Source organism: Fictibacillus sp. B-59209, from assembly GCF_036216745.1.
Taxonomy (GTDB): domain Bacteria; phylum Bacillota; class Bacilli; order Bacillales; family Fictibacillaceae; genus Fictibacillus_C; species Fictibacillus_C marinisediminis.
The window spans coordinates 70557-88585 of sequence record NZ_JARMMC010000005.1 but is presented as its reverse complement, the minus strand read 5'-3'; the positions used below and the strand labels follow the sequence as shown (position 1 = coordinate 88585).

The 18029-nt window shown below is 40.6% G+C and carries 18 protein-coding genes; 8 read left to right on the top strand and 10 right to left on the bottom strand.

Annotated elements, in window-relative coordinates; all coding sequences use genetic code 11:
- Positions 1 to 404: 404 nt before the first annotated feature.
- The 4 genes from P4361_RS02725 to P4361_RS02710 all read left to right on the top strand — a co-directional run bounded on the left by P4361_RS02725 (position 405) and on the right by P4361_RS02710 (position 5123).
- Positions 405 to 1226, top strand: a complete 822-nt coding sequence (locus P4361_RS02725) for a pyruvate, water dikinase regulatory protein (RefSeq protein ID WP_328088244.1) — start codon at positions 405 to 407, stop codon at positions 1224 to 1226.
- Positions 1226 to 3907 carry a pyruvate, phosphate dikinase gene (ppdK, locus tag P4361_RS02720; RefSeq protein WP_328088433.1) on the top strand — a complete coding sequence of 894 codons (2682 nt, stop codon included), beginning with the start codon at positions 1226 to 1228 and terminating at the stop codon, positions 3905 to 3907. The genes P4361_RS02725 and ppdK overlap by 1 nt, the downstream gene beginning before the upstream one ends.
- A gap of 489 nt (positions 3908 to 4396) precedes the next feature.
- Positions 4397 to 4624 (top strand): STAS domain-containing protein, encoded by a 228-nt coding sequence (locus P4361_RS02715; RefSeq protein ID WP_328088243.1) that lies wholly within the window; start codon positions 4397 to 4399, stop codon positions 4622 to 4624.
- A 325-nt stretch (positions 4625 to 4949) separates the two neighbouring features.
- A complete protein-coding gene (locus tag P4361_RS02710) occupies positions 4950 to 5123 on the top strand; it encodes a hypothetical protein (protein WP_256224361.1) in 174 nt (57 codons plus the stop codon).
- A 361-nt stretch (positions 5124 to 5484) separates the two neighbouring features.
- Here P4361_RS02710 and P4361_RS02705 read toward each other — a convergent pair whose 3' ends face one another.
- The 4 genes from P4361_RS02705 to P4361_RS02690 are packed head-to-tail and all read right to left on the bottom strand — an operon-like array spanning position 5485 to position 8475.
- Positions 5485 to 5970, bottom strand: coding sequence for a thioesterase family protein (locus P4361_RS02705; RefSeq protein ID WP_328088242.1), 486 nt, complete (start codon positions 5968 to 5970; stop codon positions 5485 to 5487).
- 28 nt (positions 5971 to 5998) lie between these two features.
- On the bottom strand, positions 5999 to 6958 hold the full coding sequence (locus tag P4361_RS02700) for a 3-hydroxyacyl-CoA dehydrogenase NAD-binding domain-containing protein (RefSeq protein ID WP_328088241.1): 960 nt from the start codon (positions 6956 to 6958) through the stop codon (positions 5999 to 6001).
- 1 nt (position 6959) lies between these two features.
- Positions 6960 to 7853: a 3-keto-5-aminohexanoate cleavage protein gene (locus tag P4361_RS02695; RefSeq protein ID WP_328088240.1), complete on the bottom strand. Its 894-nt coding sequence runs from the start codon at positions 7851 to 7853 to the stop codon at positions 6960 to 6962.
- Between the two features lie 58 nt (positions 7854 to 7911).
- Positions 7912 to 8475, bottom strand: coding sequence for a GbsR/MarR family transcriptional regulator (locus P4361_RS02690; RefSeq protein WP_305583684.1), 564 nt, complete (start codon positions 8473 to 8475; stop codon positions 7912 to 7914).
- 262 nt (positions 8476 to 8737) lie between these two features.
- Here P4361_RS02690 and P4361_RS02685 point away from each other — a divergent pair, with 262 nt between their 5' ends.
- Genes P4361_RS02685 through P4361_RS02670 form a run of 4 tightly spaced genes read left to right on the top strand, consistent with a single transcriptional unit; the run spans position 8738 to position 12172 of the window.
- A complete protein-coding gene (locus P4361_RS02685; RefSeq protein WP_328088239.1) occupies positions 8738 to 9886 on the top strand; it encodes a betaine/proline/choline family ABC transporter ATP-binding protein in 1149 nt (382 codons plus the stop codon).
- A 14-nt stretch (positions 9887 to 9900) separates the two neighbouring features.
- Positions 9901 to 10554, top strand: coding sequence for an ABC transporter permease (locus P4361_RS02680; protein WP_328088238.1), 654 nt, complete (start codon positions 9901 to 9903; stop codon positions 10552 to 10554).
- 17 nt (positions 10555 to 10571) lie between these two features.
- The gene (locus tag P4361_RS02675; RefSeq protein ID WP_328088237.1) at positions 10572 to 11486 is read left to right on the top strand and encodes an osmoprotectant ABC transporter substrate-binding protein; all 915 of its coding nucleotides are present in this window, start codon (positions 10572 to 10574) and stop codon (positions 11484 to 11486) included.
- Between the two features lie 23 nt (positions 11487 to 11509).
- Entirely contained in the window at positions 11510 to 12172 is a 663-nt protein-coding gene (locus P4361_RS02670; RefSeq protein WP_328088236.1) for an ABC transporter permease, read from the top strand.
- Positions 12173 to 12178: 6 nt separating this feature from the next.
- On the opposite strand, the gene P4361_RS02665 is transcribed toward P4361_RS02670, so the two are convergent.
- The 6 genes from P4361_RS02665 to sufD form a co-directional block, all read right to left on the bottom strand.
- The gene (locus P4361_RS02665; protein ID WP_328088235.1) at positions 12179 to 12361 is read right to left on the bottom strand and encodes a hypothetical protein; all 183 of its coding nucleotides are present in this window, start codon (positions 12359 to 12361) and stop codon (positions 12179 to 12181) included.
- A gap of 496 nt (positions 12362 to 12857) precedes the next feature.
- A complete protein-coding gene (locus tag P4361_RS02660; RefSeq protein WP_328088234.1) occupies positions 12858 to 13022 on the bottom strand; it encodes a hypothetical protein in 165 nt (54 codons plus the stop codon).
- 360 nt (positions 13023 to 13382) lie between these two features.
- Positions 13383 to 14780 carry a Fe-S cluster assembly protein SufB gene (gene sufB, locus P4361_RS02655; RefSeq protein WP_053357276.1) on the bottom strand — a complete coding sequence of 466 codons (1398 nt, stop codon included), beginning with the start codon at positions 14778 to 14780 and terminating at the stop codon, positions 13383 to 13385.
- A 292-nt stretch (positions 14781 to 15072) separates the two neighbouring features.
- Entirely contained in the window at positions 15073 to 15513 is a 441-nt protein-coding gene (sufU, locus tag P4361_RS02650; RefSeq protein WP_328088233.1) for a Fe-S cluster assembly sulfur transfer protein SufU, read from the bottom strand.
- Complete coding sequence (locus tag P4361_RS02645) at positions 15503 to 16723, bottom strand: cysteine desulfurase (protein ID WP_328088232.1); 1221 nt, start codon at positions 16721 to 16723, stop codon at positions 15503 to 15505. The genes sufU and P4361_RS02645 overlap by 11 nt, the downstream gene beginning before the upstream one ends.
- Positions 16723 to 18018: a Fe-S cluster assembly protein SufD gene (gene sufD / locus P4361_RS02640; protein WP_265409782.1), complete on the bottom strand. Its 1296-nt coding sequence runs from the start codon at positions 18016 to 18018 to the stop codon at positions 16723 to 16725. The genes P4361_RS02645 and sufD overlap by 1 nt, the downstream gene beginning before the upstream one ends.
- Between the last annotated feature and the right edge of the window lie 11 nt (positions 18019 to 18029).

The window sequence follows — 18029 nt, the reverse complement described above, 5'->3', positions numbered from 1 at the left end:
ACCTCGAAAAGGGATTGTATCTCATTATATTTAATGATAGTATACTATTTAAATAAAATAGTATAACACATATACATTTTAATAAGATAAATAGTATAACATAATTTAATCAAAGGATGAAAAAGTGGATTTGTATTTCATTTAGCAATATCACTGGTAGGTAGTTATTACAAGTTTAATGTTTTACCTTCCTTATCTATTGGGACGAGAGCATTGACTGTTTCAAACACAATAGTGAAGCTTATTTCTATAGCAAAAATTCTAATTAATTGTTAAATAGATTCACTATTTGGTGTAAGTGAATGGAGTACATGTAAGATGATCTTCTTATGGATTACCAAACGACGATTACATAAGAATTGCTGAAGTGATGACATTAAAATGCAAGAATAGGAGATTCGGATGTGAATAAGAAAAAATTTGTCTATGTCGTTTCTGACTCGGTTGGAGAAACAGCTGAGTTGATGGTAAAAGCAGTTGCGTCTCAATTTAATGGGAAAGATATTGAAATCCAAAATTTTTCCTATGTAGAGGATAACAAAGATCTTAATAATGTCATTGCTGTATCGAAGTATAGTAATTGCATCATTGCCTACACGATTGTCATTCCATCTTTAAAGGAATATCTCGATCGAAAGGCACGTGAAGAAGGGATTGTCGCAGTTGATTTAATGAATCCGCTTATGACAGCATTTAGTCAAAAATTTAATAAAGAACCTAAAGGCGAACCTAGATTAATGAGGAAATTGGATGATAACTATTTCCGAAGAGTTGAAGCGATTGAGTTCGCCGTAAAATATGATGATGGACAAGAGGTACAAGGGATTACACGGGCAGATATTGTATTAATTGGGGTTTCTAGAACATCAAAGACCCCCCTTTCTATGTATTTAGCTAATAAGAAGTATAAGGTGGCCAATGTACCTTTAGTCCCTGAAATAACACCTCCTGACGAGCTTTTTGATATTCCAAGAAACAAATGCGTGGGTTTAGTCATTACACCAGATAAACTGAATGAAATCAGAAAGGAACGATTAAAGAATTTAGGGTTAGCAACTCAAGCAAATTATGCAAATTTAGATCGGATTCTTGAGGAATTAGATTATGCTGAGAAAATCATGAAACGCATCGGCTGTCCAGTTATTAATGTCTCAAATAAAGCGGTTGAAGAGACCGCTGATTCAATATTAGCCATATTAAAACAAGAGAGGTATTTGCTGATATGATGACTAAATTTGTATATATGTTTGACGAGGGAAACAGCAAAAAAAAGGACCTATTAGGAGGTAAGGGAGCAAACCTGGCAGAAATGACAAAAATCGGGTTACCTGTCCCTTATGGTTTTACCCTTTCCACTGAGGCCTGTAATTTATATTATGAGGACGGAAAATCGATTTCTACAGAGGTCAAATTTCAGGTATTAGAAGCTCTTGGTAAACTTGAAGAAAAAACAGGTAAAAAACTTGGAGACCCATCGAACCCCCTTCTTGTTTCTGTACGTTCTGGTGCTGTACACTCCATGCCCGGAATGATGGATACCGTATTAAACCTTGGTATGAATGATGACACTGTGGAAGGATTGGCCAAGCTTACAGAAAATCCGCGTTTTGCCTATGACTCCTACCGTAGGTTCATTCAAATGTTTAGTGATGTTGTCCTCGATGTGGACAGTTATTATTTTGAGCAACTTTTAGAGGAAACGAGAGAAAAAAAGGGATATACTTCAGATCCCGAAATGACTGAAGAAGATTGGCGAGAAGTGATTAAAGGATATAAAGAAATTGTTATGAAGCATGCGAGAAGAACTTTTCCAGAGGATCCAAAGGAACAATTATTCCTTTCCATCAGTGCCGTTTTTGATTCCTGGAATAATCAACGTGCGATTGTATACCGCCGTCTTCAAAAAATTCCTGCTCACCTTGGTACAGCAGTAAATATTCAAAGTATGGTTTTTGGAAATATGAGTAACGATTCTGGTACTGGCGTTGCCTTTACACGTAACCCGTCTACAGGAGAAGCTAAGCTTTATGGTGAATATTTGATCAATGCACAGGGAGAGGATGTTGTTGCTGGAATTCGTACACCTCAACCCATTGCGACGCTTCAATATGAAATGCCCGAAGTTTATCAGCAGTTTATTGATACTTGTCAACTGCTTGAAAAGCACTATCAAGACATGCAGGACATTGAGTTCACGGTAGAGCGAGGTGAGCTATTTATTCTTCAGACGCGGACAGGTAAAAGAACAGCTCAAGCGGCCATTCGAATAGCCGTTGAATTAGTAGAAGAACAAATTATTAATAAGAAAGAAGCCATTTTACGTGTAGATCCCGACCAGCTTAATCAGCTACTCCATCGTCGAATTGATAATTCCTATGAAAGAAAACAGATTGCTAAAGGGCTACCTGCCTCTCCTGGGGCAGCAACAGGGGAAGTCGTATTTGATGCGGATGAAGCAGAGAGATTAGCGAAAGATGGCAAAAAAATCATTCTTGTTCGCTCAGAAACTACACCTGATGATATTCATGGAATTGTTGCTGCTCAAGCCGTTATCACAAGCCGTGGAGGAATGACTAGCCATGCAGCCGTTGTTGCAAGGGGTATGGGAAAAGCTTGTATATGTGGCTGTGAATCATTAAAAATTGATTTAAAATCAAAGCTTTTTAAAGTAGGAACTACGACGGTTAACCAAGGCGATATGATTACGATTGATGGTTCAACGGGTGAAATCATGTTAGGTGAGATCCCAATGATCGATCCACAGCTTTCGGACCAGTTCCAAGTGTTGCTTACTTGGGCCGATGAGGAACGAAAACTTGGTGTAAGAGCAAATGCTGACAATCCCGAGGATGCCAAAAAAGCGGTTGAATTTGGTGCAGGTGGAATTGGATTGTGCCGTACAGAACATATGTTTATGGACATAAATCGAATCCCTATTGTTCAGGATATGATTCTGGCTGAAACATACGAGGAGCGTGAAGAGGCTCTTCATAAGCTATTACCAATGCAACAAAATGATTTTGAAGGAATTTTTGAAGCGATGGGAGGGTCCCCTGTAACGATTCGTTTATTAGATCCCCCTCTTCACGAGTTCTTGCCGGATAAGGAAGAACTGCTTGTTGAAGTGACAAAGCTTCAGATGACAGACATAAATTCTAAAGATTTAAAGGAGAAGGAACATCTTCTGAGAAAAGTACGTCAATTAGATGAATTTAATCCTATGTTAGGGCACCGTGGCTGCAGAATGGGCATGATTTACCCCGAAATTTATGTAATGCAGGCAAAAGCAATCTTTTATGCAATCACTGCAGTCATGAAAAAAGGAATCGACGTAAAACCAGAAATAATGATTCCTTTGGTTGGTCATGTTAATGAGTTAAAAGAAATGCGTCGATTGGTCATTAATGCGGGGCTGCAAGTTCAGGAAGAAACAGGACAGGAATACAATTACCTCATAGGTACGATGGTTGAAGTACCACGAGCGGCCTTAACAGCTGACCAAATTGCTCAGGAGGCAGACTTTTTTTCCTTTGGAACAAATGATTTAACTCAAACTACTTTTGGATATAGTCGCGATGACGCAGAGGGTAAGTTCCTTCAGGCCTATATTGACAACAAAATTCTACCAAAAAACCCATTCGCCTCTCTTGACCAAGAAGGCGTAGGGAAACTTGTAGAAATTGGCGTAAAACTCGGTAGAGAAACAAAGCCAGGGTTAAAAACAGGAATTTGCGGAGAACATGGAGGAGAAAAAAGCTCGATCCAATTCTTCCATGATGCAGGATTAGATTACGTAAGCTGCTCACCATATCGAGTGCCTCTTGCTCGCCTAGCAGCAGCTCAAGCTAATATTAAAAATGAACAAAAACAGCGTGTGATTGAACGTCAAACCATCCTAAATCTTTAAGCAGCCAAACGGCTGCTTTTCTTGCTTTTATCATAATCGGAAGTTATTTATACTTTAATTACCCGTTCACGTTCACACTAGCCCAATATGAAAACGAGTTTCAGCTTGCCTCAATGGACATACACAAAAGCTGATGACACAACGTGGCCTCATTATACTGAAAATTTTATACGTAACAAGAGGCATGTCTTAACATTTCCATGCCTTTGTTAACTCAACAGTACAAGCAACTAGTCTCGTTCACATCATAGAAGGACATCTCCTTCTCCCCAAGATAATCATTGAGTTTAAGTGGCTACCAAGTAATAGCAAAGGAATTTTGGAAACTTATATCAATTCGGCTATGGATGATCGTAAGTAATCGATAATAAAAAAATTTAAAAAGAAACAGTCCGAAGCTGGACCTGCTTCTTTTGGCTGAATGACCCGAATCAAAAACATGTAACCGGCTATATTTTTCCGAAGATCTTAATCCATCAATCAATTATTTTGAAACTTTTTCTTTCCTTAATAATTATTGATGTTGAGCAAATTGATTTCATAGATAGTGTTGGATTAGGAGTTTTCGCTGGAGTGATTAGTTCAACGATCAGGAACAACAGTACGTTAATGCTAAAAGGCATGACGAATCGCGTCCGCCGACTATTTGAGATAACAGGGCTTATGGAAATGATGGATAACAGCAAGAACAATAAGACCATAGATACCTTTGCCTAAACTCCGCCTTGTAAAAAAGAAGTATAGCAAGTGAAAGCAATTGTTTATCCACAATGGAAGGCGGCCACTCAAACTGGATTTATACAAACGATTGTGAAACGTGAAGCCTTATGAACTCCTTACCTATTACAACCAACCATGAATTCAAACGATGCTTCGTTGGAGCACAGTGAATCAGATAGTACCCTATCCTTACAAAGATCCTAAAAGTCAAAAATCCGCTCTCAAATGATAATTTGAAAGCGGGTTTTATTATTCATGAAAATCTGGGAATGATATGTTTTACATAAAACAACACAGAAAACAATTGGGTGGAGTGATTAAGTTGAAAAGAAAAAATACGGAACCCCTATTTCCCAATGAAGAGAAAGATGATAAGCAATCATTAGATGGATTATTCGGCCTAGATCCTGAAACAAGTCTTCAATCAGCACGTTTCGCGACCACGGACAACCCTTATATTAATGGAGACAATGAAGATAACATTGATGAACAATAATTTGTGAAACTAAAAATGCAACCATTTATGGTATAAAAACGGACCGTCACTTAAAATGTGTTTTTGTAAAAAAATATAGAAACGGTCCAAGAGCATTGGCTTAACAGCAAAGCTCCACAGCTGCGGCGACAGAACTTGTATTGGTGATCGTTGGAACGTATGTAAAAATGGTCATTGGAAATCTACAGGTACATTTTGCCAGGACGACAATTAAACATTACATGTGTCAAAGTAGATATCGCTTTGACACAAGTTTGTTCGTCTTACCAATTTTTTTGTTAAACTTGGTTGTTTGAAGTGAACTAGGACGACTTAGTAATTTTTATTAAAGCAACTCCCCAGCAGTTTAGCATCCACCGCTTTAACCATTCCCGATCCCCCTTTTGATCGCTATTCTTCGACCTGCCTCTTGAGGTTTAATGGTCTGGCATTCATTGGCAATTTTTTGGATTTGATCTTTAATCGGCAAAGGAAAAGGAGCGGGTCGCCTACTTTCCATGTTCATTCCCATCAGCATTTGTTCACTGGTGGCCAGCCGCTTTCCTTTTTGATCTTTCATCTCAAAAAAAACATGGAGACGTTTTGAATCATAATCCAACCACTGTACAAACACATCAATCGGCTCTCTCTCACGCACTTCAGCTAAATAGCAGAGATGGGTTTCAAGCGTATAGATGGAGTACTTCTCATGCTCCCTGAAGGTTTCATTTAACCCTATGTCTTCCATTAATCGGTCCACGGCTCTGCTGAATACAAGAGCATAGGCCGCATCATTCATATGGGCATTGTAGTCAACCCACTCTTTTTGTACCTTTTCCTTTAAAAGCGGTTTATTGATGTTATCCATAATAGAGTCTCCTTCATATAAGACCTACTTACAGTTTTCCGTTCAGATTAGCAGAGGGCCAATATTTTTCGAGCAGATCTGTTAATTCAATTAGAAAGTCATCACGGCGTTTTTCGAGAATGCTCATGTCCATCCCATCCGTTTGTTTTTCACAACCCTCAATGACTCGCTGGGCAAGTTCTTCCGTTAATTCGGGTGCAACAAGATGTGTCCATGGAAGTTTTAACGCAGGGCCAAACTGCTCAAGCATATGTCTCATTCCTTGTTTTCCCCCTGCCATATGAAGAGTGAGAAACGGACCCATTAAAGCCCACCGCAAGCCAGGCCCATAGACTATGGCCGCATCCACTTCCTCTGTCGTAGCCACTCCATCATTAACAAGATGGAGAGCTTCACGCCAAATGGCTTCCATTAAACGGTCGGCAATGTGACCATCGATTTCACGGGACACGATCAGTGCCTTCATCCGTACTGAATGGTAAAAGGACTGTGCCCGAACCATAACCTCTGAACTCGTTTGTTGTCCACCGACTAATTCTACGAGCGGCATGAGATACACGGGATTAAAGGGATGAGCGACAATGACTCTTTCTGGATGAAGGCAATCCTTTTGAAGGATACTGGGCATATAACCGGAAGTACTCGATGCGATGATGGCATTTGGTTTAGCCGCATGGGATATCATTTTTAATAGGGAGCGTTTTAATTCTTCACGTTCGGGTGCGTTCTCTTGAATAAGATCCGCGTTACTAACTGCCCTTTCAAGATTTGGTTCGAAATGAAGGCGGTCAGGTGCCGCTCCAGCTGCCAGTCCTTGTTTTTCCAAGGAACTCCATGCCGATTTTACCGCTTGTCTCATTTTTTCTTCAGCGCCTGGTGCTGGATCAGTCGCTGTAACATGGTATCCATTAGCTAAAAACCGGCTGATCCAACCGTTGCCAATAACACCAGTCCCTACAACAGTGACGTTTTTTACTAATGACTGCACGTTATTCCACCTGCCCTTGTGGATCTTTTAAGCCAAGATGTTGTCTTGCCTCTTTTGGTGTCATTGGACGAACACCTATATTTTCAATAATGGTTACTGTTTTATCAACGAGCTGTGCATTTGTAGCCAACGTTCCTTTTTCTAAGTACAAATTATCCTCTAACCCGACACGAATGTTTCCGCCAAGAAGCATCGATTGAACGGCAGCAGGTATTTGATGCCTTCCGATTCCAAATGCTGACCAGTGGGAATTTTCAGGAAGTTTTTCTCTCATATACAACATGGTTTCCGCATCGCAATCCGCTCCCCATGGAATACCCAAGCAAAATTGAAACATAGGATCTCCGTCAATTAGCCCTTCATTCACCAATTGTTTCGCAAACAATAGATGACCCGTATCAAAGCATTCTAACTCCGGCTTAACGCCGCATTGCTGAATGAGTTTAGCCTGTTTACGAAGCCAATCAGTCGGGCTTATATACAGCTGGTCTCCAAAATTCAAGCTCCCGCAATCCAGTGTACAGATTTCCGGCAACAGCTGCCCGACCGGATCATGTCGCTCTTCAGGAGTTTGAATATCGGTTCCTGGTCCGCCAACAGCCGGATTTTCTCTGCTGGGTATCCAATCCCCTCCGCCGCCGGCTGTTAAATTTAAAATGACATCTGTGTCCGAGTCCCGCACGCGTTCAACCACTTCAGCAAATAATGAGGAATCATGACTAAGTGCTCCTGTTTTTGGATCGCGGACGTGAATGTGGGCGATTGCGGCTCCCGCTTTTGCGGATTCGATGGCAGATTCGGCGATTTCTTTAGGAGTCACCGGGACATAAGAACTTTTCTTCGTTGTCTCTCCTGCTCCGGTAACGGCAGTAGTGATAATAACGTTATTTCTCATAGTATCCTCCCCTTGTTTGTACATTGTTTATGGTCAATATAAGGATAGAAGAGTTGTGTCAAGGTTTTGGTACGTATTTAAAAATCTCTTCACTTTCGAAGAACTCAACCAGGTTGCTCAACCACTGATAATAATTCAACCATTCTTTTGTTTCCTTTAGCAGGTCATTTATTTTTTCTTCACTTTCTTTGTCTATCTTTTCGTTTTCCAGTAAATCAAGGAGCTCCCTGTTCAGTTTCTTCTCAAACATTTTGTTTTTATTGATAACTTTCCGCCAGTTTGAAGTAAACAGAGAAATGAAAGTTTGATAATAGTCTTGTTCAACATTATACAAATCCTTCCGAACCCCTTTTTCAAAAACCTTCTCCGCAATATTGAACTCTACCATTTCACGAACAACCTGGCTCATACGGGTTTTACTCATTCCCGTTGCATCCGAAAGTTCATCGAGCGTCATTGGTTTCCGATTCATATAGATAATGCCCAGTACCCGACCTACTGTGGGTGAAACGCCATAGGTGTTCATATTATCAGCTATTTTTTCAATAAATTGCTCTTCTACTTGATTGATTTTCTGTACGGGTTTCTCTTCCACAAGGACCCTTCCTTTCAATATCACCATATTTCTTTGCCCACTGTACCATATTCAAGATCGAATAGAAAATTAGGATTCCAAAGGATATCGCCGTAATTAAAAGGAAATGTAACCATATAGAATCTTAAACTTTGTACAATAAATATTTTACATATATTATAAACTATATAAACTTTTTATAAACTTTCTATTACACAACTTTTCTATTAAGCTTATATTGTGAGAAGTTTGGGCGGGGTTATCATTGTGTGATTACATTTCTTTAAAAATATATTGGAGGTGCTTGCTTTTGCTGAAATTTGATCATGTTTCTAAAGCGTATAAAGGCAGTAAAAAAGCAGTTAACGACATATCCATCGAGATTGAACGAGGAGAATTCATAGTATTCATCGGCCCAAGCGGATGTGGAAAAACAACAACCATGAAGATGATTAACCGCTTGATTGAACCTTCAGAAGGAACCATTTCTATTGAAGGGCAAAATATTCTTGAAAAAGATTACGTTCAATTAAGACGAGAAATCGGTTATGTCATTCAACAAATCGGCTTGTTTCCTCATATGACCATCCAGGAAAATATCGCTTTAGTTCCCAAATTATTAAAATGGCCGGAAAGTAAACGACGAGAACGTGCGATGGAGCTCCTGAAACTTGTAAATATGACAGATGATTTCCTCAATCGTTACCCTCATGAATTAAGTGGCGGACAACAGCAACGTGTTGGGATTTTACGTGCGCTGGCAGCTGATCCTCCTCTCATTTTAATGGATGAGCCTTTTAGCGCATTAGATCCTATTACACGTGATTCCCTTCAAGAAGAGTTTAAGAAGTTACAAAAAACTTTAAATAAAACGATCGTCTTTGTTACCCATGACATGGATGAGGCATTAAAAATTGCAGACCGTATTGTCATCATGCGTGACGGAGAGTTTGTTCAGATCGGAACACCTGATGAAATTTTACGAAATCCTGCAAATGATTTTGTGGAAGAATTTATCGGAAAAGAACGTTTAATCCAGGCGAGACCTTCTATCCAGACCGTCGAGCAAATCATGAATACTAATCCAGCAACGGTGACTGCACATAAATTACTCTCTCAAGCGATTACGTTAATGAAGGAAAAACGGGTGGATTCACTGCTGGTTGTCGATGAGCAGCATAAGCTCGAGGGCTATATTGATGTGGAGATGATTGAACAAAATCGCAACAAAGCTGACACAGTAGGTGAAATCATGGAAACCGTGTTTTATAAAGTAGAAACAGATACGCTGCTGCGGGATACCGTTTATAAAATCTTAAAAAGAAGCTTAAAATATGCTCCTGTCGTGGATAAAAATAATCATCTTGTAGGCATCGTAACAAGAGCCAGTCTTGTGGATATTGTTTATGATTCAATCTGGGGTAATGAGGAAGGCCTCGCCGCGGCAGGCCAGGAATAGGGGGGAAGAAACGAATGGAAACCCTAATCAGCTTTTTAAACAGTAATTGGACAGAACTCCTTTTTAAAACATGGGAACATTTTTATATTTCGCTCACTGCTGTGATTCTCGGCATTTTAGTGGCTGTCCCACTAGGTATAAGTTTAACCCGGATTCCTGGAATCGCCGGGTTTGTAATGGGCCTGGTCGGTGTGATTCAGACACTGCCCAGCCTGGCTATCCTTGCGTTTTTTATTCCTCTGCTTGGTGTTGGAAAAATCCCAGCAGTCATTGCTTTATTTTTCTATTCAGTCCTGCCTATCCTGCGAAATACCTATACCGGAGTTAAAGGTTTAGACAAAAACCTATTAGAAGCCGGGCATGGGATGGGGATGACTGGATGGGAACGAATCCTCTATGTTGAAATCCCGCTTGCCATTCCCATTATTATGGCTGGGATCCGTGTATCTACCGTTTATCTAATTGGCTGGGCGACACTTGCCTCATTCATTGGCGCCGGCGGGCTGGGAGATTATATTTTCTCTGGCCTGAATTTATACCAGCCGGAATTTATTATAGCCGGAGCAGTACCGGTTACATTATTGGCACTTCTCTTAGATCTGCTATTAGGACGGCTCGAATACGCAGTAACACCAAAAGGAATGAAAAAAGCGGATCAAACGGCTTAGAAGGGGGACACCAGAAAATGAAAATAAAACAAAAAGGGATCATTGCAATGATGCTTTTGTTCGTATTGGTAATGAGCGGGTGTTCTTTGCCGGGTTTGAGCAAGACCTCTGATCATACGATTGTAATTGGTACGCTCAATACTACAGAATCCCAAATCATGGGGAATATAATCCGTCAAATGATCGAACACGATACGAATCTAAAAGTAGAAATGGCCAATAACCTCGGCTCCTCCATCGTTCAGCATAAAGCGATGATGAATGGCGATGTAGACATTACAGCGACGCGATACACAGGGACAGACCTTGTCGGGGCCCTTGGAATGGAGCCGGTGAAGGATCCGAAACAGGCATTATCGATCGTTCAAAAGGAATTCTCAGAACGCTACCATCAAACGTGGTTCGATTCCTATGGATTTGCAAATTCCTATGCTTTTACAGTGAGGAAGGATTTAGCAGATAAGGAAAACCTGAAGACGGTCTCTGATTTAAAAAAGATCGCTCCGGATTTACGGCTAGGAGTAGATAATGCCTGGTTAAAGAGGAAGGGTGACGGCTACGAGGGATTTGTCCATACGTATGATATGGAGTTTGGAAAAACGTTTCCAATGCAAATAGGTTTAGTTTATAAAGCTGCAGCTAACGGAAAGATGGATGTTGTTCTAGCCTATACAACGGATGGACGTTTGAAATCTTATAACCTCAAAGTGCTGAAGGACGATAAGAAATTTTTCCCACCGTATGATGCTTCCCCGGTTGCTCGGAATGAAGTGTTGCAAAAACATCCAGAAATCAAAAAGATTTTACAAAAACTTCAAGGAAAGATCGACACTGAAAAAATGCAGGAGCTCAATTATGAAGGTGATGGAAAAATGAAAGAGCCGGCTACAGTCGCGAAAGAATTTTTACAAGAGCATCACTACTTTGAGTAACAAGATAAGGAGGTGTTGGCAGGATGGGAACAATAAAAGATTTGTGGCTGTATTATAACCAAAACTTTGACTACGTGTGGACCGAATTCTACCGCCATTTTCTAATGTCAGCATATGGGGTATTATTTGCGGCAATTATTGCGATTCCATTAGGCATCTTGATTGCCCGTTATGCCAAATTAAGCCAATGGGTGATCTCACTGACAAATATCATTCAAACCATTCCGGCATTAGCTATGCTTTCTGTGCTCATGCTGGTTATGGGGTTAGGAACGAATACGGTCGTTATGGCTCTTTTTCTCTATTCACTGCTTCCTATCATTAAAAATACGTATACCGGAATTTGCAGTGTGGACAAAACTTTACTGGAATCTGGAAGAGCAATGGGCATGACGAAAGTGCAAATCTTGCGAATGGTTGAGCTCCCACTTGCAGTTTCTGTAATAATGGCCGGACTTCGGACAGCGCTCGTTATTGCGATCGGAATAGCTACCATTGGTACATTTATCGGTGCCGGCGGATTAGGTGATATTATCGTAAGGGGAACAAATGCCACAAACGGAACAGCCATTATTTTAGCAGGTGCTATTCCAACAGCTTTGATGGCAATATTAGCAGACATTCTAATGGGCTGGATGGAACGGACACTTTCACCCGTAAAAGGGAAAAATCTTCAAAAATCATGATGACATTCATTCACAGCTGGACTTCTTCCATGTTTTTTTTTGAAGGCCGTGTAGAATAGTAAGAACATCTTCAAGTAGATCCTTCGGTGCAATCAGGCCGGTATAAACATCGAAAGAAACATCTGACCATTTGTCCTTAGCAAAAGGTATGTCCTTATATTCTTCAACAACTTTGCTGCCCACGTTCACTAATGGTCGTATTTCACCTGCATCAATTTGAGACTTTGCTTCTTGAATCTGTATTGCTGCTTAGGTTATTTACGGCTAAATAACAATAAATTTTTATACTAAACCGCCGATTCTTCGAGGACCAAATGAAACGCGTTCTGAATAATTTTTTTGACTTTATTGTGGGTGTTTTGTGGGTGAAAATCTTAAATTAAATTTTACTCACAAAACAAAAATCCCTTGATACCAATGGTATCAAGGGATTTTAGTCTTAATACATGCTCATATATTGTTCACGTTCCCAAGGGTGAACTTGTGTGCGGAATATATCCTATGTGTTTTTCTACAATTGATAATTGACTAAAACCGCATCAAATCAATACTTTTAAAAGTAATTGAGTATTAAAATATATTACAGTTAAAAAATTCAGACGGTCAAAAAGTGGTCAATTTGATGGTCAAATTTTTTAACCTTTTTTTAACTACATATTTTACTGAACCTTCTATCTTGAACATATTAAATTTTATCAAAAATTGATGATGAGTTACCGTTAATAACCCGACTCCCAGAAATTATTCGATATTCCATTTCACTTGCACTTGCAATTTCATATGCTGCTTTTTCTTTTGCACGTACAATTGGATCATCAATTTTATTGTCACCCTTAACCTCAACAATCAACAATTTCCCATCATTTTTTTCAATTTAGAAATCAGGATAATAGCTTCGCACTGTGTTAGAGCCAGGATCTATATATTGAATATTAAAGTCCGATTGGCCGAGTGTCATCATACGTAAATTTATGCTGATCTTAAAGATCCAAACGGTACTCTTACCATAATTCCTTATTATGACAAGGGTTTTTAAATTTATCCTATTGATTGTCTTTTCTAATTCAATACCTCTTTCGGAAGCGACAATTATTTAATTATCTTCAGTGTACTGAACAAAAGATTTTGAGTTGGCACGAAACTGGCACGACTCTAATTTTCACATAAAAAAGCCTTGGTATATTCCTTATATACCAAGGCTTTTCAGACTTTATCCGATAGAACCTTCCATCTCGAATTTAATCAGACGGTTCATTTCAACCGCATATTCCATTGGAAGTTCTTTTGTAAATGGCTCGATGAAGCCCATTACGATCATTTCTGTTGCTTCCTGCTCAGAAATACCACGGCTCATGAGGTAGAACAATTGATCCTCTGACACTTTTGAAACCGTAGCTTCATGCTCAAGAGTAATATTGTTGTTCAGAATTTCGTTGTAAGGAATCGTATCTGAAGTGGATTGGTTATCCATAATCAATGTATCACATTTGATATTGGATTTGGATCCTTCAGAACGGCGTCCAAAGTGAGAAATACCGCGGTACGTAACTTTACCGCCATGCTTGGAAATTGACTTCGAAACGATAGTAGATGAACAATCAGGCGCTAAGTGAAGAACCTTCGCTCCAGCATCCTGATGCTGTCCTTTCCCTGCAATCGCGATGGAAAGGATAGTTCCTTTCGCCCCGCGTCCCTTCATAACAACGGCCGGATACTTCATGGTCAGGCGTGAACCGATGTTTCCATCTACCCATTCCATTGTTGCATTTTCTTCTGCAACGGCACGTTTTGTTACAAGGTTATAAATGTTATTCGCCCAGTTTTGAATGGTTGTATAACGAGCATAAGCGTTCTTTTTAACAATGATCTCAACAACCGCACTGTGCAGAGAGTTCGTTGAGTACACTGGTGCTGTACATCCTTCTACATAGTGAACGGAGCTGTCTTCGTCAGCGATGATCAGGGTACGCTCGAATTGACCCATGTTCTCAGAGTTAATTCGGAAGTACGCCTGCAATGGAGTATCACATTTTACGCCTTTTGGCACATAAATGAAAGAACCACCGGACCATACAGCCGAGTTAAGAGCAGCAAACTTGTTGTCAGAAGGAGGAATAATCGTTCCAAAATACTCTCTGAAAATTTCTTCGTGCTCTTTTAGCGCTGTATCAGTATCTGTAAACAGAATCCCTAAGTCAGTAAGGTCTTCTTTCATGTTGTGGTATACCACTTCTGATTCGTATTGTGCAGAAACTCCTGCGAGATATTTTTGCTCTGCTTCAGGAATTCCAAGTTTATCAAACGTAGCCTTAATCTCAGGCGGCACTTCATCCCAAGACTTTTCGGACTTCTCGGACGGCTTTACATAGTACGTAATGTCATCAAAGTTCAAGTCTTTCAAGTTTCCGCCCCATTGAGGCATAGGCATTTTATAAAATTGCTCTAAAGATTTCAAACGGAAGTCCAGCATCCATTGTGGTTCGTTCTTCATCTTGGAGATTTCTACTACAACTTCTTTAGTCAATCCGCGTTTTGAGCGGAATATCGAAACGTCTTTATCGTGAAAACCGTATTTGTATTCACCGATATCAGGCATTTTCTTAGCCATCGTTTCATCCCTCCTTAAAGGATACAATTCTCTTGCAATGGCACAAAAACTTCTTTGAACGGGTGTCTGGCACCAGCACTTTAACCCACTTGGTGCCTGACACCATTTAAAAAGAACTAATTGCTTCAATGAAATAGTAACTTACACCACCAGTTTAACCCAAATGATGCATTACACCAAATAAAAAGTGAAAATCACTTCTCTGAAACGGTGCCTGGCACCAGCAGTTAATCCCAAATCGTGCCTGGCACCCAATTAAAAGAACTAATTGCTTCTTCGAATACTTGATGTTTTATTCTTCTTTTTCGTGCCCTACGCCCTTCTCCATCGCTTTCCAGGCAAGGGTGGCGCATTTTATGCGGGCCGGGAATTTGGAAACACCCTGCAGGGCTTCAATGTCACCGAGATCAAATGTTGTATCATCATAATCTTTACCCAGCATCATATTGTAAAATATATGTGCGAGCTTAACCGCGTCCTCCACAGATAAACCCTTTACCGTTTGTGTCATCATGCTTGCAGAAGCAAGGCTGATTGAGCACCCTTCTCCATCAAACTTTGCGTCAGAAATTTTTCCATCGTCCACCTTCAAATGAAGCTGAATTCTGTCTCCGCACGTTGGATTATTCATGTTGATGGTGACCGAATCATCGGCTAATTGCCCTTTATTGCGAGGGTTTTTGTAATGATCCATAATGACTTGCCGGTAAAGCTGATCTAAATTAGAAGACATGGCCGAAATACTCCTTTGTCGTGACTAATCCCTTTACAAAAGAATCAATCTCGTCTTTGGTGTTATATAAATAAAAGCTTGCCCGTGCGGTTGAAGATGCATTCAGCCATTTCATCAATGGCTGGGCGCAGTGATGTCCAGCGCGCACGGCAATTCCTTCAGCATCTAAAACAGTGGCTACATCATGAGGATGAACATCGTCGATATTAAACGTCACGATTCCAGCACGGTCCTTAGGCCCGTAAATGGTAATGCCCTCAATTTCCGACATGCGCTCAATAGCATACTCCGCAAGATCATGTTCATGCTTTTGAATGTTTTCAAGCCCAATTTCCTGAAGAAAATCAATGGCTGCCCCCAAACCGATCGCTCCTGCAATGATTGGAGTGCCTCCTTCAAATTTCCAAGGAAGCTCTTTCCATGTGGAGTCATACAAATCAACGAAATCGATCATTTCTCCACCGAACTCAACAGGCTCCATTTGGTTCAGCAATGCTTTTTTTCCGTAAAGTACACCAATACCAGTCGGCCCGCACATTTTATGGGAAGAGAAGGCAAAGAAATCGCAATCCAGATCTTGAACATCCACTTTTAAATGCGGTGTGCTCTGCGCCCCATCCACTACCATTACAGCTCCGTTTTTATGAGTGATCTCTGCAATTTCCTTTACAGGATTAATCGTTCCCAGCACATTGGATACGTGCATAACGGATACGATTTTAGTTTGTGGAGTTACGGTATTTTCAACATCCTGAAGATCAATGGATCCATCTTCTTTTAAAGGAATGTATTTAAGTGCCGCACCGGTTTTTTTAGCGACCTGCTGCCATGGAATAATATTGCTGTGATGTTCCATCGGCGTAATGACGATCTCGTCGCCTTCTGACAGGTTCGTTAAACCGTAGCTTGCTGCAACTGTGTTGATTGAGGTCGTAGTTCCACGTGTGAAAATAATTTCCTGTGTGGATTTCGCGTTAATAAAACGCCGAACTTTCTCCCTGGCTCCCTCGTAGCCGTCAGTAGCTCTGGTCCCCAAAGTATGGACACCCCGATGAACGTTTGAATTATATTCCCGGTAATATTTTTCCAGCGCTTCAATGACAGGTACCGGCTTTTGTGAAGTGGCGGCACTATCAAAGTAAACAAGCGGTTTTCCATTGACTTCCTGATGCAGGATCGGAAACAGCTTTCTTACTTCATGTGCGTTCATTATCTGACTTTCCTTTCTATTACCTCAACTAAACGTTTTTTCACGGATTCAAGCGGCATTTCATTGACAACAGGCCCTAGGAAACCATGAATGATCAATCGTTCAGCCTCAGCTTTTGATATTCCGCGACTCATCAAGTAGAACAACTGAATCGGATCAATTCGTCCAACTGATGCGGCGTGGCCAGCTGTAACATCATCTTCATCGATCAAGAGAATCGGGTTCGCATCTCCGCGTGCTTTTTCGCTCAGCATTAATACCCGTTCTGTCTGTTCGCCGTTTGATTTTGTCGCACCATGTTCAATCTTTGTAATTCCATTGAAGATCGAGCTTGCAGAATCCTTCATTACTCCATGAGTTAAGATGTAGCCTTCAGAGCTTTTTCCATGATGGAAAATTTGAGCAACAAAGTTCTGTTTTTGATCACCCTGGCCGATATTTACAGTCTTCGTGTCTGTGAATGAACCGTCTCCGACAAGATGTGTTGTATTATCAGATACTGTGTTTCCATCATTAAGCTGTCCTAATGCCCACTCGATTCGCGCGTCGCGTCCTGCACGCCCTCGGCGGCTGATATAGGAAGTCATTCCTTTGGCCAGATTATCGACAGCTCCGTACACTACTTTAGCTCCTGAACCTGCAAAAACCTCAGATACGATATTGGCAACAGATTCACTGTTTTCGTTTGTTGACAAGTAGTTCTCAACATACGTGACCGAACTGTTGTCTTCCGCTGCGATGATGACATGGTTAACGAGCCCTGTTTGCTCATCATCATGGAAGTAGATCGCCTGAAGCGGAGTTTTTAATTCTACATTCTTTGGAACATAAATGAATGCACCATTGGTTACTAGTGCCGCATGAATGGCTGTAAGGCGGTTTTCGTCAATGCTGACAGCTTCTTTCATGAAATACTTTTGAAGAAGGTCTCCATGCTTTTGAGCTGCGGTTACGAAATCGGTGAAAATGACACCTTGAGAAGCCAGCTCTTCTGTAACCGATGAGTGAGCGACGTTTCCGTTGCGGATCACAAGCAGATTGCCCGCTTCTTTATCACCAATTAATGCTTTCACTTGCTCAGGAAGGTCTGCGCTTTCCTCAGCAGTGCTCACGTGATTGAATTCAGTAAGGTTCCATTTATCAATTTTTGTTTTATCAGGTTTAGGCATAGGAAGCTGCTGTGCCAATTCCAATGCGCGTAAACGAAGTTCTGAAAGCCATGCTGGTTCTTGGCGGCTTTCAGAGAACTTGCTTACATAATCCCTGTCATATTTTAAAGAAGTTTCAACTGACATGTACAAATCCT

What these genes read in the sequence shown, in the direction of transcription:
- ppdK (WP_328088433.1), top strand. Translation starts at nt 1,226, where the DNA reads ATGACTAAATTTGTATATATGTTTGACGAGGGAAACAGCAAAAAAAAG.
- P4361_RS02705 (WP_328088242.1), bottom strand. Translation starts at nt 5,970, where the DNA reads ATGGATAACATCAATAAACCGCTTTTAAAGGAAAAGGTACAAAAAGAG.
- P4361_RS02695 (WP_328088240.1), bottom strand. Translation starts at nt 7,853, where the DNA reads ATGAGAAATAACGTTATTATCACTACTGCCGTTACCGGAGCAGGAGAG.
- P4361_RS02690 (WP_305583684.1), bottom strand. Translation starts at nt 8,475, where the DNA reads ATGGTGATATTGAAAGGAAGGGTCCTTGTGGAAGAGAAACCCGTACAG.
- P4361_RS02680 (WP_328088238.1), top strand. Translation starts at nt 9,901, where the DNA reads ATGGAAACCCTAATCAGCTTTTTAAACAGTAATTGGACAGAACTCCTT.
- P4361_RS02675 (WP_328088237.1), top strand. Translation starts at nt 10,572, where the DNA reads ATGAAAATAAAACAAAAAGGGATCATTGCAATGATGCTTTTGTTCGTA.
- P4361_RS02670 (WP_328088236.1), top strand. Translation starts at nt 11,510, where the DNA reads ATGGGAACAATAAAAGATTTGTGGCTGTATTATAACCAAAACTTTGAC.
- sufB (WP_053357276.1), bottom strand. Translation starts at nt 14,780, where the DNA reads ATGGCTAAGAAAATGCCTGATATCGGTGAATACAAATACGGTTTTCAC.
- sufU (WP_328088233.1), bottom strand. Translation starts at nt 15,513, where the DNA reads ATGTCTTCTAATTTAGATCAGCTTTACCGGCAAGTCATTATGGATCAT.
- P4361_RS02645 (WP_328088232.1), bottom strand. Translation starts at nt 16,723, where the DNA reads ATGAACGCACATGAAGTAAGAAAGCTGTTTCCGATCCTGCATCAGGAA.
- sufD (WP_265409782.1), bottom strand. Translation starts at nt 18,018, where the DNA reads ATGTCAGTTGAAACTTCTTTAAAATATGACAGGGATTATGTAAGCAAG.